Source organism: Amycolatopsis sp. NPDC051061, from assembly GCF_040682935.1.
GTDB lineage: Bacteria > Actinomycetota > Actinomycetes > Mycobacteriales > Pseudonocardiaceae > Amycolatopsis.
In genome coordinates this window covers 135,443-150,865 of record NZ_JBFBBZ010000018.1, presented here as the reverse complement: position 1 = coordinate 150,865, position 15,423 = coordinate 135,443, and the positions used below count along the sequence as shown (strand labels likewise).

At 72.2% G+C, this 15,423-nt stretch carries 14 protein-coding genes and 1 pseudogene; 6 read left to right on the top strand and 9 right to left on the bottom strand.

From position 1 onward, the window contains the following. Positions 1-20 precede the first annotated feature (20 nt). The 6 genes from AB0N03_RS24905 to AB0N03_RS24880 form a co-directional block, all read right to left on the bottom strand. On the bottom strand, positions 21-917 hold the full coding sequence (locus AB0N03_RS24905) for a TauD/TfdA family dioxygenase (protein ID WP_364376165.1): 897 nt from the start codon (positions 915-917) through the stop codon (positions 21-23). Beyond that, a complete protein-coding gene (locus tag AB0N03_RS24900; RefSeq protein WP_364376162.1) occupies positions 914-2,227 on the bottom strand; it encodes an LLM class flavin-dependent oxidoreductase in 1,314 nt (437 codons plus the stop codon). The genes AB0N03_RS24905 and AB0N03_RS24900 overlap by 4 nt, the downstream gene beginning before the upstream one ends. After that, positions 2,224-3,066, bottom strand: a complete 843-nt coding sequence (locus AB0N03_RS24895; RefSeq protein ID WP_364376159.1) for an ABC transporter permease — start codon at positions 3,064-3,066, stop codon at positions 2,224-2,226. Before AB0N03_RS24895 ends, AB0N03_RS24900 begins: the two co-directional genes overlap by 4 nt. Next, positions 3,063-3,836, bottom strand: coding sequence for an ABC transporter ATP-binding protein (locus AB0N03_RS24890; RefSeq protein WP_364376156.1), 774 nt, complete (start codon positions 3,834-3,836; stop codon positions 3,063-3,065). Before AB0N03_RS24890 ends, AB0N03_RS24895 begins: the two co-directional genes overlap by 4 nt. Continuing rightward, on the bottom strand, positions 3,833-4,840 hold the full coding sequence (locus AB0N03_RS24885; protein ID WP_364376153.1) for an ABC transporter substrate-binding protein: 1,008 nt from the start codon (positions 4,838-4,840) through the stop codon (positions 3,833-3,835). Before AB0N03_RS24885 ends, AB0N03_RS24890 begins: the two co-directional genes overlap by 4 nt. 113 nt (positions 4,841-4,953) lie before the next feature. Next, a complete protein-coding gene (locus AB0N03_RS24880; protein ID WP_364376151.1) occupies positions 4,954-6,186 on the bottom strand; it encodes an ROK family transcriptional regulator in 1,233 nt (410 codons plus the stop codon). Between the two features lie 89 nt (positions 6,187-6,275). On the opposite strand from AB0N03_RS24880, the gene AB0N03_RS24875 reads away from it, so the two are divergent. Beyond that, on the top strand, positions 6,276-6,611 hold the full coding sequence (locus AB0N03_RS24875) for a metalloregulator ArsR/SmtB family transcription factor (RefSeq protein ID WP_364376149.1): 336 nt from the start codon (positions 6,276-6,278) through the stop codon (positions 6,609-6,611). 1 nt (position 6,612) lies between these two features. After that, the gene (locus tag AB0N03_RS24870) at positions 6,613-7,089 is read left to right on the top strand and encodes an SRPBCC family protein (RefSeq protein ID WP_364376146.1); all 477 of its coding nucleotides are present in this window, start codon (positions 6,613-6,615) and stop codon (positions 7,087-7,089) included. Here AB0N03_RS24870 and AB0N03_RS24865 read toward each other — a convergent pair. Next, positions 7,058-8,026 (bottom strand): YafY family protein, encoded by a 969-nt coding sequence (locus tag AB0N03_RS24865; RefSeq protein ID WP_364376143.1) that lies wholly within the window; start codon positions 8,024-8,026, stop codon positions 7,058-7,060. The two genes, AB0N03_RS24870 and AB0N03_RS24865, sit on opposite strands and share 32 nt — an antisense overlap. Positions 8,027-8,079: 53 nt before the next feature. On the opposite strand from AB0N03_RS24865, the gene AB0N03_RS24860 reads away from it, so the two are divergent. The 3 genes from AB0N03_RS24860 to AB0N03_RS24850 all read left to right on the top strand — a co-directional run bounded on the left by AB0N03_RS24860 (position 8,080) and on the right by AB0N03_RS24850 (position 13,537). After that, positions 8,080-9,204 carry an epoxide hydrolase family protein gene (locus AB0N03_RS24860; protein WP_364376297.1) on the top strand — a complete coding sequence of 375 codons (1,125 nt, stop codon included), beginning with the start codon at positions 8,080-8,082 and terminating at the stop codon, positions 9,202-9,204. A 78-nt stretch (positions 9,205-9,282) separates the two neighbouring features. After that, positions 9,283-12,279, top strand: a complete 2,997-nt coding sequence (locus AB0N03_RS24855; RefSeq protein WP_364376140.1) for a BTAD domain-containing putative transcriptional regulator — start codon at positions 9,283-9,285, stop codon at positions 12,277-12,279. Between the two features lie 31 nt (positions 12,280-12,310). Next, complete coding sequence (locus AB0N03_RS24850) at positions 12,311-13,537, top strand: FAD-dependent monooxygenase (protein ID WP_364376137.1); 1,227 nt, start codon at positions 12,311-12,313, stop codon at positions 13,535-13,537. Here AB0N03_RS24850 and AB0N03_RS24845 read toward each other — a convergent pair. Together AB0N03_RS24845 and AB0N03_RS24840 are read right to left on the bottom strand one after the other, a co-directional pair. Next, a pseudogene (locus AB0N03_RS24845) lies at positions 13,503-13,637 on the bottom strand (DUF3140 domain-containing protein); the annotation flags it as partial. The gene AB0N03_RS24850 and the pseudogene AB0N03_RS24845 overlap by 35 nt on opposite strands. 210 nt (positions 13,638-13,847) lie before the next feature. Next, a complete protein-coding gene (locus AB0N03_RS24840) occupies positions 13,848-14,741 on the bottom strand; it encodes an NmrA family NAD(P)-binding protein (RefSeq protein WP_364376134.1) in 894 nt (297 codons plus the stop codon). A 102-nt stretch (positions 14,742-14,843) separates the two neighbouring features. Between AB0N03_RS24840 and AB0N03_RS24835 the strand changes: the two genes are divergently transcribed. After that, positions 14,844-15,392: a helix-turn-helix domain-containing protein gene (locus tag AB0N03_RS24835; RefSeq protein WP_364376131.1), complete on the top strand. Its 549-nt coding sequence runs from the start codon at positions 14,844-14,846 to the stop codon at positions 15,390-15,392. The last annotated feature ends 31 nt before the right edge of the window (positions 15,393-15,423 follow it).

The following is a 15,423-nucleotide window of genomic DNA, read 5'->3' as shown; positions in this document are numbered from 1 at the left end:
GAAGGTGGCCTTCACGGAGGTCACGCGACCGAGGTGTAGTGCGAGGCATCCCCTTCCAGGGACTCGCTCTTGCGCCCGTCGATGCCGGCCGGGACGTCGCCGGCCACCGTCACCCGGTTGAGGCGCCGCGGCAGGCCGTCGTAGTTGTCGATCGCGTAGTGCTGGGTGATCCGGTTGTCGAACAGCACCAGCTGGTTCGGCTCCCACGCCACGCGCACGACGTTCTCCGGCCGCGTCACGTAGGACTGCAGCAGCCGCAGCAGGTCCCGCGACTCGCTCACCGACAGCCCTTCGATCCGCTGCGCGAACCCGCCGATGAACAGGCCGCGCTCGCCGGTCACGGGGTGTACCCGCACCACCGGGTGCAGGGTCCGGTACTTGCGCGAGACGAACTGGGCGCGTCGCGCCTGTTCCTTGTCGTCCACCGTCTCCGGCGGCTGGACGTAGTCGTAGTCGTTGGTGTGCACCGCCCGCAGGGTGTCCGCGAACGCCCGCAGCGGCGCCGGCAGGTCCCGGTAGGCCGCGGCGGCGTTCGCGATCAGCGTCTCCCCGCCGTACGGCGGCACGACGAGGCTGCGCAGCGTGCTGGCCTTCGGCGGGTTGAGCACGAAGGTGACGTCGGTGTGCCAGTGGTTGGCGCGGCCCAGCTCGCTGTCGACCGGCAGGATCGTCGGTGCGCCGTCGGCGGCGGGCACGGTCGGGTGCGCCTTGGTCAGCTCGCCGAAGCGCGCGGCGAACCGCTGCTGGCCCTCGTCGTCGAGCTCGGTGTTCCGGAACACCAGCGCCTTGTGCTCGTGCAAAGCGTCGGCGAGGAACGCCACCTGGGTGGCATCGAGGTCGCTGGCCGGGTCGAGGCCGATGATCTCGGCACCGATCCTCCCGGTGATCTTGCGGACGTCCGTGCTGATCGCGGTCATGCGGGCTCCTTCACTCGGTTGCGGTTGACGGGGCGCGCGAGGCCGTAGTGCTCGCGCAGGGTCGTGCCGGTGTAGGCGGTGCGGAACAGCCCGCGCCGCTGCAGCTCGGGGACGACGAGGTCGACGAAGTCGTCGAGCCCGCCGGGCAGGGTGGGCGGCATGACGTTGAAGCCGTCCGCCGCGCCGCCGGTGAACCAGGCCTCCAGCTCGTCGGCGACCTGGACCGGCGTGCCGGCGAAGACGCGGTGCCCGCGCCCGCCGGCGAGGCGTTCGAGCAGCTGCCGGATGGTCAGGTCCTCGCGCCGGGCCAGGCCCACGACCAGCTCGAACCGGCTCTGGCCGCCTTCGGTGAAGCTGCCGACGTCGGGCAGCGGGCCGTCCAGCGGGTAGCCGGTGACGTCGTGGTCGAGCATCTTCGACAGCTGCCGCAGCCCGTAGTCCGGCGTGATCAGCGCGTTCAGCTCGGCCTCACGCTGGCGGGCTTCGGCCTCGGTGCGGCCGAGGATCGGCGAGATGCCGGGGAGGATCTTGATCTCGTCCGGCGTCCGGCCGTACTTCGCGAGCCGGCCCTTGACGTCGTCGTAGAACGCCTTGCCTTCGGCGAACGTCTGTTGCGCGGTGAAGACGGCTTCGGCGTGGCGGGCCGCGTACTCCTTGCCGGTTTCCGACGAGCCCGCCTGCACGAGCAGCGGGTGGCCCTGGGGCGGGCGTTCGATGTTGAGCGGCCCGCGGACCTGGAAGTGCTCGCCGTCGTGGGCGATCGGCCGGATGCGCCCGGTGTCCGCGTAGACGCCGGTCGCGCGGTCGACGAGCGCGGCGTCGTCGTCCCAGCTGTCCCACAGCTTCTTGACGACCTCGATGAACTCTTCGGCCCGGTCGTACCGCGCCGCGTGGGCGGGCCGCTTGGCCAGGTTGAAGTTCCGGGCCTCGTCGATGCCCGCCGAGGTGACGATGTTCCAGCCCGCGCGGCCGCCGGAGAGGTGGTCGAGCGAGGCGAACTTGCGCGCCAGGTGGTAGGGCTCGTTGTAGGTCGTCGACGCGGTCGCGATCAGTCCGATGTGGACCGTACTCGCGGCGAGGGCGGAAAGCAGCGTCAACGGCTCGAAGTGGCTGTGGGAGTTGTGCTTCACGTTGCCCCACAGCGCGACGCCGTCGGCGAGGAAGAGCGAGTCCAGCTTGCCGCGCTCGGCGGTCCGGGCGATGTCGACGTAGTGCTGCAGCGTCCGCGCCCGGTGCGGGTCGGTGGACGGGTGCCGCCACGCGGCTTCGTGGTGGCCGTTCGGCATCACGAACGCGTTGAGGTGCATCATGCCTTCTCCTTGGGACGCCAGGTCGAAAACCGTCGTTCGAGGACGACGAAGCCGGAGTTGACGAGCACTCCGAGCACCGAGACCGCGATGATCCCGGCGTACATCTGCTGGATCTGGAAGTTCACCTGGCTGGTGTTGATCAGGTAGCCGAGCCCGGCCTTCGCGCCGACCATCTCGGCGGCCACCAGCACCAGGATCGAGTAGGACGCCGCCATCCGGATGCCGGTGAACACCGTCGGCACCGCCGAAGGCAGGATCACCTTCCGGAACAGCCGCGGGCTGGACAGCCCGAGCGAGCGGGCCGCCTTCACCAGCAACGGGTCCACCGTGTTGACGCCGGCGATCGTGTTGAGCAGCACCGGCCACACGCACGCGTAGACGACCAGGGTGACCTTCGACAGTTCGCCGATGCCCAGCAGCAGCGTGAACACCGGCAGCAGCGCCAGCGCGGCGGTGTTGCGGGCCAGCTCCAGCAGGGGCTGCAGGAACCGCGCGACCGGCCGGTACCAGCCGATCAGCAGCCCGAGCGGCACCGCGACGGCGACGGCGATCGCGAACCCGGCGGCCGACCGCCCGACGCTCGCGAGCAGGTGGTCGGCGAGCTGGCCGTCGAGCGCGAGGTCCCACAGCGCCTGCAGGTCTTCGGAGAGCGGCGGCAGGAACGTCCGCGTGCTTTCGTCGAGGACGAACCGGGGGACCAGCTCCCAGAGCAGGACGAACAGCACCACCGCGGCGGACGCGTGGACCGCGCGAGTGATCTTCTTGCGCCACTTGCGGTGCGGCGGGGCCGCCGGTGTGGGTCCGGTGTGGACAGTCGGGGCTTCGAGGGTGGTGGTCATCCGGCCGCGCTCCGTTCGTGTTCGGCCGCCTTGCGGACCTCGTCGTGCAGCAGTTCCCAGAGCCGGTGGCGCTGCCGCCCGAACGCCGGGTCGGAGCGGACGTCACCGGCGCGGTCGCCGAGGTCGACGTCCACGACGGCCTTGAGCCGCCCGGGCCGCGAGGTCAGCACGGCCACCCGCTGCCCGAGGTAGACGGCTTCGTCGATGCCGTGGGTGATGAACACGATCGTCTTGCCGGTGCGGCGCCAGATCCGCAGCAGCTCGTCCTGCAGCTGCTCGCGGGTCTGCGCGTCGAGGGCGGCGAACGGCTCGTCCATCAGCAGCACGGCGGGGTCGTAGGCGAGGCTGCGAGCGATGGCGACCCGCTGTTTCATCCCGCCGGACAGCTCGTGCGGGTAGCGGTCCTCGAAGCCGGAAAGCCCGACCAGGGCGAGATATTCACGGGCCCGCTCGGCCCGCTGCCGTTTGCCGAGCGAACCGCCTTCGAGGCCGAACTCGACGTTGGTGCGGGCGGTGCGCCACGGGAACAGCGCGTACTGCTGGAAGACGACCCCGCGGTCGAGTCCCGGGCCGCGCACCGGCTCGCCGTCGATCAGGATTTCGCCGGACGTCGGGGTGGTGAGGCCGCCGAGCAAGTCGAGCAGCGTCGACTTGCCCGAGCCGCTCGGCCCGACGAGGGAGAGGAAGGTGCCGTCGGCGACGTCGAGGGAGACGTCGTCGAGGGCGGTGAGGGCACCGAAGGTCTTCGTCACCGAGCGGATGCTGATCACTTGGTCACCGCCGGAGCGCCGTCGCGGTAAGGGTTGAACTCGTTGGTGTAGAGCTTCGAGGTGTCGATCTTGTCGCCCTTGATGTAGCCCTGCTGCTTCAGCCACGGCTCCCAGAGCGTGTAGTCCTTGTCGCCGATCAGTCCGCCGTGGGTGATGCCGACGCTCTTCCAGTACTTCAAGGTGCCGGTGTTCTCGTTGCGCCCGCGGGCCTCGATGATCTTCGTGAAGCGGGCGATCACCTGGTCTCGGGGTGTCGTGCGTTCCCACTCGATGGCGCGCGCCACGGCGGAGACGAAGATCTTCGTGGTCTCCGGGTACTTCTTGATGAAGTCGGTGCGCAGCACGTACGGGCCGCCGTTGTAGGGGCCGAAGGCCTGGACGTCGCTGAAGAGCGAGCGGATGCCGCCGGCCGCGAGGGCGTGGTCCTGCAGGATGCCCTGCAGCGCGACGACGTCGAGCTGGCCGTTGCGCAAGGCCTGCTCGGCGTTCACCGGCGGGATGACGACGAGCTGCACCTGCTTGATCTCGTCATCGGACAGCCCCTGGTTCTTCAGCCAGGTGTCGAGCGCGGCTTCGAGGTTGGCACCGGCCGTGTTGACGCCGACCTTCTTGCCGATCAGGTCGCGGGCGGTCCGGATCGGACTGTCCTCTTTGGTGTAGTAGCCGATGAAGGCCTGGTCGTCGGACCCGTAGTAGTTGACGACCGCCTTGATCGGCGCGCCGGCTTCGGCGAGCTTGACGACGGCACCGGTGAAGGCGCCGCCGAAGTCGGTCTGGTCGGTGGCGGCGGACTGGATGTCCTGCGGGCCGCTGATCGTGTTCCCGACCCACTTCAGCTTGACCTGGCCGAAATAGCCCAGATCCTCGGCGAGCTCGGGCAGGGTCACGGAGTTCGCGCTGCCCTGGTAGCGCAGCTCGAGTTTTTCCGGCTGCCCGGGGGCTCCGGTCGCCGTGGCCGACGCGCACCCGGCGAGCAGCACCGCGGCGGCGGCCAGGAGGGGCAAGATTTTCTACACGGTGGTTTCGTCCGTTCCGGGAGTCGGCGGGGATGCCTCGATTGTTCGGGGCGGCCGAGCGGACGGTCAATTTTGCGAGTTCGTGAAATAACTCCGGTGCTTCACGCAGTGCCGATCAACGACGTGTGCGAGAGTTCGGTCAGGAGCGGACCGAGCGGGTCGTCGTAGAGGAGGTCGAGCAGAACCGCGCCGCCGGCGGTGGCCAGCTCCGTGCCCGGGAAGCTCGTTCCCACCACGGTTTCCGCCGTGTCAAGGCCGCGCGAGCGCGCACGGACCTCGTCCCGGATGGCGGGAAGGCACCCGGGCACACCCGCTATGCTCCGGTCGACCACCACGAGCACGGCCGGGTTGAGCACGTCGAGCAGCAAGGCCGCCGCCTGGCCGATCAATCGCGCGCGGTCGTGGAACATCCGCACCGCCGCGGAATCGCCGCGCGTGGCGAGTGCGAGCAATTCCGGGAAATCCGGGCGCGCGATCAGTCCGCTTTCCGCCGCTTTGCGCGCGAGCGTCGCTTCCGAAACGGTGGCTTCGAGGCAGCCCGTGCGCCCGCACCGGCACGCTTCGGTGCTGTCGTCGACCGGCAGGTGCGCGACGGCCCCGGCGGCGGAGCGCGGCCCGTGGTGCACGGCGCCCCCGGTGGCGAACGCGGCGTCGACGACGTTGCCGGTGAACAGCTGCACCACGCTGTCCCGCGCCCGCGGGTGCCCGAAGAGCTGCTCGGCGTGCACCAGTGAGCGTGCGTGCCCGTCGACCGCGACGGTGAGCCCGGTCGAGGCGGCGAGCAGGTCGCGCACCGGGACGTCCCGCCAGCCCAGCAGCGGGTGGTCGACGACGGTGCCGGACGCGCGGTCGACCCAGCCGCCGGTGGCGACGCCGAGCCCGAGCGGCTCGCGGTCCGGCGCGTGCCCGAGCAGCAGGTCGTCGAGGATCTCGGCGGCGCGGGCGAGCAGGTCTTCCGCGGCCAGGCCGTCGTGCGGTTCTTCGTGCTGCACCAAGACGTTCCCGCGCACGTCGAGCAGCGCGACGGTGGCGTGGTGCACGGCGAGGTGCAGCGCGCCGGCGACGTGCCGCCCGGTGTCGAGGTCGACGGGCACGTGCGGCCGCCCGACGCTTCGCCGTGGCTCGGCCTCGGAGAGTTCGCGCAGCAGCCCTCGCTGCATGAGCTCGGCGGTGTGCCCGGTGACGGCGGCGGCGGAGAGCCCGGTCCGCCGCGCGACGGTGCTGCGGGCGATCGGGCCGTCGTCGAGGACCGCCCGCAGGACGGCGCTGGCGCTGGCACTGCGCCGGGCGCCGCGCGCGTCCGTCCTCTGTGGACCATCGGCCCCGGCCGTCATGGGCTGATCGTCGCAGAGACCGGAGCGCGAGCCCACCGTGCCCAGGATGTGGGTCTTGACGCATACCCATATGGGCATATGATGGCCGCGTGGCCCGAGCAGCGACGACCGCCGACACCTTCAACGCCGTCGCCGAACCCCGGCGGCGGCAGATCCTCGACGTCCTCATGGGGGGTGAGCGGTCCGTCGGCGACCTCGTCGACGTGCTCGGTCTCGCCCAGCCGCAGGTGTCGAAGCACCTGCGGGTGCTGCGGGAGGTGGGTGCGGTGGACGTGCGCGGCGACGGCCGGCAGCGGCTCTACCGGCTCAACGGCCTCGCGCTCAAGCCCATCCACGACTGGGTCAAGCGCTACGAGCGGACGTGGTCCGAGCGGTTCGCCCTGATGGACGAGGTCCTCGAAGAACTCAAGGAACAGGAGCAGTGACGTGGAGATCACCACCCCCGCCGACGACCGGATCCTCATCACGCGCGAGTTCGACGCGCCGAAACACCTCGTCTACCGCGTGTGGACCACGCCGGAGCTGGTGAAGCGCTGGTGGGCCGGCCATCGCGGGACGACGACGAAGGTCGAGATGGACCTGCGTCCCGGCGGCCGCTGGCGCTTCGTGCTGGAGACGAACGACGGCGCCGAGGTCGGCTTCCACGGCGAATACCGGGAAGTCGTGCCGGAAGAGAAGATCGTCTACACCGAGGTCTTCGAGATGCCCGGCGTGGACCTCGACTCGGTGGACGGGCCGCTCAACACCGCGACCTTCACCGCCCTCGGGGATCGGACGCGCTTCGAGCTGCTGACCGAAACCGGCAGCAGGGAACTGCGCGACATGATCCTCGAGTCCGGCATGGAGGTCGGCGTCCAGGAGCAGCTGGCGATCATCCAGGAGCTGGCGGACTCGCTGCGCTAGCGGCGCGCAGGAACCGTTCGCCCGTCTTGGCCAGCTCGGTGGCCAGTTCCGGCGCGTCGAGCACTTCGAAGTCCACTTCGAGCAGCCCCAGGTACAGCGCGAGCATCGCCGCGCTGTCCGAGCCGACCTCGGTGACGCAGCGGTCCGGTCCCTCGGGCGTCACCTCGACGGCCAGCGGCAGCCGGGCGCGGACGTACTCCGCCGGCGCGTGCAGACGCACCTTCGCGTGGTAGCGCCAGGTCGCCGCGCCGACGCTCCGCTGGACGAACTGCGCGACGTCACCTTCCGGAGGCTCGCGCGGCGTGAAACGCGGCCCGTTCGGCACCTTCGGCGTCAGCCGGTCGACGCGGAAGGTGCGCCAGCCGTTCCGCGCGGTGTCCCAGGCGACGAGGTACCACCGCCGGTTCAGGCTGACCAGCCGGTGCGGCTCGACGTCGCGGCGGCTCGCCGTGCGGTCGTGGCTCGTGTAGTCGAACCGCAGCCGCTTGCTCGCGCGGATCGCCGACGCGATCGCGGTCAGCACATCGGCGTCGACAGAGGGACCTGCCCCCGGTACCGCGACCGTCGCGGCCTGCAGCGCGTGCACCCGGTGCCGCAGCCGCGACGGCAGCACCTGCTCCAGCTTCGCGAGCGCGCGCACCGACGTCTCGCCGATGCCGGCGACGCCGGTGGCCGTCCGCAGCCCGACCGCGACGGCCACCGCTTCGTCGTCGTCCAGCAGCAACGGCGGCAACTGCGCGCCGGCGCCGAGCCGGTAGCCGCCCTGGACACCGGGGGACGCCTCGACCGGGTAGCCGAGGTCGCGCAGCTTCCCGACGTCGCTGCGGACGGTGCGCGCGGTGACCCCCAGCCGCTCGGCGAGGTCGGCGCCGGTCCAGTCGCGCCGGGTCTCCAGCAGCGACAGCAGCCGGAGGAGGCGAGCGGAGGTCTGCAACATTTTCCGAGGATCGCACGGATCGCGGAAGGGAGTCTTCCGCAATGGCTCCTAGCGTGCTGCTCATGACGAACTCCTTCCGCATCGAAATCCCGCAGACCGACCTCGACGACCTGCATCGGCGCCTCACCGAGGCCCGGTTCGCCGACCCCGTGCCGGGCGACGAGCCGGACTGGTCCCGCGGCATCCCCACCGCCGTCGTCCGCGAATTGGCCGAGTACTGGCGCGACGGCTTCGACTGGCGCGCGCAGGAAGCGGAGATCAATGCGTTTCCGCAGTTCACCACCGAGATCGACGGCCAGACGATCCACTACCTGCACGTCCGGTCGGCCGAGCCCGACGCGATGCCGCTGTTGCTCACCCACGGCTATCCCAGCACCTTCGCCGAGTTCCTCGACGTCATCGGCCCGCTGACCGAGCCGGGCCCGGACGCGTTCCACGTCGTCGTCCCGTCGCTGCCCGGCTTCGGGTTCTCGACACCGTTGAGCGGCCCCGGCTGGGAGCTCGCCCGGACGACGGACGCGTTCGCGGAGCTGATGACGCGGCTCGGCTACGACCGCTTCGCCGCGCAGGGCGGCGACATCGGCGCGGGCGTCACCGGCCGGCTCGCGGCGCTGTTCCCGGACCGGGTGATCGGCACGCACGTCACCAGCGACCGCGGCACCATCGCGCTGGCCGGCGAGCAGCTGCCGATGCCGGAGAACCTGACCGACGCGGAACAGTCCGAACTGGACGCGGCCCGCGAGGCGTGGAAGTCCGGCCGCGGCTACCTCGACCTGCAGTCGCACAAGCCGGAGACGATCGCCGCCGCCCTCACCGACTCGCCGGTCGGGCAGCTGGCCTGGATCGCGGAGAAGTTCGAGGCGTGGACGGGCCAGGGCATCTCCCGTGACCGCCTCCTGACGACGGTGAGCCTGTACTGGTTCACCCGCAGCGGCGCGACGGCGGCCCGCTTCCTCTACGAGGCCGCGCATTCGGGCCACGGCTGGCTGGCGCCGTCCGCGGTGCCCGCGGGCTGGGCGGTGTTCAACTCCTCGCCGGTGGTGCGGCGGATCATGGATCCGGAGGAGAAGATCGAGCACTGGTCGGAGTTCGCCGAGGGCGGCCACTTCGCGGCGATGGAGGAGCCGGAGCTGCTGGTGACCGATCTCCGGGCGTTCTTCCGCAAGCTGCGGGGGTGAACTCCGAGCCGGGGCGCGGAGCGGCCGGTTCGGCGGAAATCCGTCCGTGGCCCGCGCCCCTGGGCCAGAATCGGCGGCGTGCAGTTCGCGATCCTCGGGCCGGTCGAAGCCCGCCGTCCCGACGGGACCTCCGTTCCCCTCGGCGGTCCGCAGCTCCGGGGGCTGCTCGCCCTCCTCGCCCTCGACGCCGGCCGCGTGGTCAGCGCCGAGCGGCTGATCGACGGCCTGCACGGCGACCACCCGCCCGACGGCGCCGCCGAGGCGCTCCAGTCGCAGGTGTCGCGGCTGCGGCGGCGCCTGCGCGACGGCGGCGCGCCCGATGGTCTCGTCGAGTTCACGCCCGCCGGGTACCGGCTGGCCGTCGATCCGCAGGACATCGACGTCCACCGCTTCGAACGGCTCACCGGCGAGGCCCGGGCGACACCCGACCCGGCCGCGCAACGGGAGCTGCTCACCGAAGCACTCGCGCTGTGGCGGGGGCCCGCGCTCGACGGTCTCGCCGACCCGCCGCGCGCGGCCCGGCTGGCCGAGCTGCGCCTGGCCGCGACCGAGGAGCGCGTCGAGGCCGAGCTGGCGCTCGGCCACCACGAACGGCTCGTCGCGGAACTGCGCGAGCTCGCCGGCGGACACCCGCTGCGCGAACGGCTCACCGCCCAGCTCATCCGCGCGCTGCACGGCAGCGGCCGCTCCGCCGAGGCACTGACCGCCTTCGCCGAGATCCGCGAACGGCTCGCCGACGAGCTGGGCGCCGACCCGTCACCGGAGCTGGCGGACGCGCACGTCGCCGCCCTGCGGGCCGCCGAACCCGCGCCCGCCCGGCGGGTTCCGGTGCCGCTCACCGGGTTCGTCGGCCGGACCGAACTCGAGCACCTGAAAGCCGCTCTCGCGGACGCCCGGCTCGTCACGCTGACCGGGCCGGGCGGCGCCGGCAAGACCCGGCTCGCCATCGAAGCGGCAGTCGGCGAAGCGTGCTTCGTCGAGCTGGCGACGACGACCGACGTGCCGCGGGCCGTCCTCGCCGCGCTGGGCCTGCGCGAGCAGGGCGTGCTGGCCCCGGGGGTGGCCGAGGAGCCGGCCGACCGGCTGGCCGCCGCGCTCGCCGACCGGCCGCTGCTGCTGGTGCTCGACAACTGCGAACACGTCGTCGCCGAGGCCGCGCGGCTGGTCCGCCGGCTGCTCGGCGCGTGCGCCGGCCTGCGCGTGCTCGCCACCAGCCGTGAACCGCTGGGCCTGACCGGCGAGAAGCTGGTGCCGGTCGGCGCCCTGTCCGCCGACGCCGCGGCGAAGCTGTTCACCGACCGGGCCGCGGCGGTGGCGCCCGGCTTCGTCCCCGCCCCGGGCGCGGTGAGCCGGATCTGCGCGGCCCTCGACGGCCTCCCGCTGGCGATCGAGCTCGCCGCCGCCCGCCTGCGCTCAATGTCCGCCGCCGACGTCGCCGCCCGGCTCGGCGACCGCTTCCGGCTGCTGTCGCGCGGTGACCGGACCGCCGAGCCACGGCACCGGACCCTGCGCGGCGTCGTCGAGTGGAGCTGGGACCTCCTCGAACCGGACGAACAGCGGCTCGCGGGCCGGTTCGCGGTCTTCGCCGGCGGCGCGCGGCTCGACGCGGTCGAACGCGTCTGCGCCGAGCCCGACGCCGACGGCGTGCTCACCGGCCTGGTCGAGAAGTCCTTCGTCGAGTTCGCCGGCGGCCGCTACCGGATGCTGGAGACGATCCGCGCGTTCTGCGCCGAGCACGGCGACGACCGGCGGGCGGAGCACGCGAAGTACTTCCTCGGCCTCGTCCGCGCGGCCGAGCCGAAGCTGCGCGGCGCGGGCCAGCTGACCACGCTCGACGAGCTGACCGCCGAGCACGCGAACCTGCACGCGGGGCTGCGCTGGAGCGCGTCCGAAGAACCGGAAACCGCGGTGCGGCTCATCGCGGCCCTGACCTGGTACTGGTGGCTGCGCGGCCTGCGCAGCGAGGCGACGCCGTTCGCGGACGCCGTCGTCGCCGCCTTCGGCGCCGAGCCACCGGTGGGACTGGCCGAGGAGTACGTGCTCTGCCTGATCCACGCGTCGGACACCGACGTCGACATCGAGCCGATCCTGCACGGGCTCGAGGGGCCGTTGCGCCACCCGTACCTCTTCCTGCTGTGGGCGTTTTCCCCGCGCACCAAGGTGCGGGACGGCGAGCGGCTGGCCGCGCTGGTCGGCGACGACGCGTGGTCGCGGGCGTTCACCCTGATCGGCGACGGTCTCGGCGCGCAGTACCGCGGCCGGATCGCGGAAGCCGAGGTGCACTTTTCGGCCGCGCTGGACGGATTCCGCGCGCTCGGCGACCGCTGGGGCGAGGCCAGCGCGCTGGAGAAGCTCGCGGAGTTCGCGGACTGGCGCGGTGACCACGCGCGGTTCCGCGAGCTGATGGACGAGTCCGTGCGGCTCGCCGGGGAGATCGGCGCCTTCGAGGACGCCGCCGACCTGCTTTGCCGCCGCGCGGACGGCGTGCTGCGCGCCGGCGACGCCGAGACCGCCCGAACCGGCTACGAAGCCGCCGCCGACCTGGCGCGCGCGGCCGGGACGCCGTTGACGCTCGCGCGGGCCCGCGGCGGCCTGGGCGAGATCGCGCGGCGCGCGGGCGACCTGGCGGCGGCCCGGCGCTGGTACACCGCGGCCCTCGGCCTCGCCGTCGACCCGGTCACCGGCGGCGAGACGCGCATCCGGCTCCACACCGGTTTCGGCTGGACGGCCGCCGCCCGGGGCCACCTCGACGAGGCGACCGACCTGCACCAGGAGGCGCTGGCCACGGCCCTCGAACACGCGAACCTGCCGGGCGCGGCCCAAGCGGTCGAAGGACTGGCCGGCGTCCTCGCCGCGCGGGCCGAGGACGAGCGGGCCGCCTTCCTGCTCGGCGTCGCCGTCGGGCTGCGCGGCGCGCCGGTCGCGGGCGACGCGGATGTCGCCGGCGTGGTCGACCGGGTGCGGGCGCGCATTGGTGCCGAGGCCTATTCGGAAGCCTTCGACCGTGGCCGCGAAATGCCCCCTGAGCAGGCTTTGAGCGAGTTCGGTCAGCGGCGGTTCGCGCTCGGTTCGTGAGCGGTCAGCGGCCGCGCCCAGAGTTCGGGGCATGACGAAGAACATCCTGATCTCCGGCGCCAGCATCGCCGGCCCCGCCCTCGCCTTCTGGCTGCACCGCCACGGCTTCCGCGCCACCGTCGTCGAGCGCGCCCCCAGCCTGCGCGAAGGCGGCTACAAGGTCGACATCCGCGGTGTCGCGGTCGACGTCGTCCGCCGGATGGGCCTGCTGGCGGAGGTGCACGCGGCGAGCACCGACATGCGCGGCGCGGCGTTCGTGAACAAGCGCGGCAAGGAGCTCGCGACGCTGGACGCCGACACGTTCGGCTTCCGCCACGGCGACGACACCGAGATCCTGCGCGGCGACCTCGCGCAGATCCTCTACTCCGCGACCCGGGACGACACCGAGTACGTCTTCGGCGACTGGATCACCGGCCTCGACGAGCGTGCGGACGGCATCCACGTGACGTTCGCCCACGGCGCCCCGCGCCGGTTCGACCTGGTCGTCGGCGCCGACGGCCTGCACTCCGGCGTCCGCGCGCTGGCGTTCGGCCCGGAGGAGGACTTCCTGCGCCGGTTCGACGCCTACATCTCCATCGCGACCGTGCCCAACACCCAGCAGCTGGACCGCTGGGAGCTGCTGCATTCGGCGGCCGCGGGCAAGATGGTGAACGTCTACAGCACGGCCCGGGCGGACGACGCGAAGGCGGCGTTCTGGTTCACCGCTCCGCCGCTGACTTACGACCGCCGGGACGTCGACGGCCAGAAGGACCTGGTCGCGGACCACTTCGCGGGCCTGGGCTGGGAGATCCCCGCGTTGCTCGACGCGATGCGTGACGCCGACGACTTCTACTTCGACCCGGTCTGCCAGATCGTCATGGACCACCTGTCGGCCGGTCGCGTCACCCTGCTCGGCGACGCGGGTTACTGCGCGTCTCCGGCGTCCGGTCAGGGAACGAGCCTGGCGCTGGTGGGCGCGTACGTGCTGGCGGGGGAGCTGGCCGCTTCGGACGACTTCGAGGTGGCACTTTCGCAGTACGAGAGCGAGATGCGGCCGTACATCGAGAAGAACCAGGCGCTGGCCAAGACGGCGCTGCGCGGGATCATCCCGCAGTCCCGTGCGTTCGCGTGGTTCAACACCCGGATGATCAAGCTGATGCCGTACCTGCCGGGCCGCAACCGCGTCCTGGAGCAGATGGCCCGCCCGATCCGCGAAGCGGCGAACGCGCTGGTGCTGAAGGAGTTCACCGCTTCGGTGGATCGTGCCCCCAGTTCATGAGCGAGTACCGCCAGGTGGTGTCCTCGATCTCGCCGGACGGCCGTTGAGCCAGGTGCCGGTGCACGTAGCCGACGACCTTGCGCATGGGGGCGTGATCGTCGTGAGCGAGAAAACCGGGAAGACCGCCGTGCACCACCCGGACAAGCTGCACAAGGCCTAGCGCCGCGCGGACCTTCGCCGCGAAGGTCCGTGCGGCGCAGTGCCGCGGCGAGTTCCTGGGCGATCGCGAACATCCGCGTGCCCGCCGAGGCCGGCAGGGCCGCGAGGTCCTCGTGGTGCGTCCGGGGGAGCACCAGCAGGTGCCCGGTGATCACCCCGCTGTCAGGTGCCTTTCCGCCCAGTCCGCGAAGGACGTCAGCGGAATGCCGAGGGCTCGCGCGTACTCGGGGGAGGCGGGGTGGCCGATCTCGTTCTGCCACTCGTGCCGCACGGTGAACGGAGGCGCTCCGGCCGCCACGGCCTCTTCCGGGGTCAGGTCGGGCGCCGTCAGTTCGACGCCGAACCCGCGGGAAAGGACCTCGGCGACCCGCGCCATCGTCGCCCGCTCACTGGCCAGTTCCAGTTCGACGCCGTCGAAGCGCGCCGGGTCGGCGAAGGCCGCGGCCGCCGCGGCGCCGATGTCGTCGACTGCGACGAGCGTCAGTTCGGTGCCCGGCTTGATGATCGTCACGATCCCGCCGTCGAGGCCGCGGGGGAAGAGGAACGACGGCAGCAGGAAGTTCTCCATGAAGAATCCCGGCTTGAGCAGGGTCCAGTGCGCGAAACCGGCTTCGCGGACGCGGTCCTGGATGGCGGTCTTCGTCTCGAAGTAGTGCTCCATCGACTTCCAACGGCCGTCCGCCCACCCCGGTGCGCCGCGGTGCTGCCCGGCCCCGGACACCGAGGTGTGCACGAACTGCGGCACGCCCGCCGCCGCGGCCGCGTCGACCAGGTTGCGGCCTTGGACCCACTCGGAATCGCCTTCGAGGTCCGCCAGGTCCGGCATCTGCACGGAGAACACGCCGCGCACGCCCTTCATCGCGGAACGGAGGGAATCAGGGTCGTGCAGGTCGCCGACGACCAATTCGGCGCCGAGCGCCTCGATCGCGTGGGCGCGGGCGGGGTCGCGGACGAGTGCGCGGACGGGGACGCCGGCGGTGAGCAGGGCGCGGGCGGTGGCGCCGCCCTGCTTGCCGGTGGCGCCTGTGACGAGGACGGGGGACATGGGGTTCTCCTCGGGCAGCTAAGTGGCGGGGCCCGCCACTTCGTGTCCGCTACGATAACCACTAAGTGGCGGCCCCCGCCACTTTCCGGGCGGGAGGTGTCCGTGCCGCGTTCCGACGCGCAGCGCAACTACGCGCGGATCCTCGCCGTCGCCGAGGAGGAGGTCGCCCGACACGGCGCGGAGGCGTCACTCGAGCAGATCGCCCGCGTCGCCGGGGTCGGCTCGGCCACCGTGCGCCGGCACTTCCCCAGCCGCAGCGCCCTGCTGGACGCCGTCTTCCAAGGCCGCGTCGAAGCGTTGAACGCCCGCGCCCGCGCACTGGCCGGCGCCGAGGACCCGCGGGCCGCGCTGCTCGACTGGCTCGCCGCCCTCACCGAATACGCGGCGTCCGCGCGGGGCATGGCCACGGCCTTGGTGCGCGACGAAAACGAACCGCAGCAGAAGCGCGTCTGCGTCCGCCTCACGGACGCGGGCGAACCCCTGCTGAGGCGGGCCGTCGAAGCCGGGGTGGTGCCGGCCGACGTGACGTCGGCGGACCTGCTCGCCCTGATCGGCGGCATCGTCCTGACGACCGAACACCACCGCGATCCGGCGGCCGAGGCGGGCCGGCTGCTGGCGTTGGCGGTGCGGGGGATCAGCCCGGCGCGGTGAGTGGCGGGGCTTGCTTGTGATGGTGCGGGAT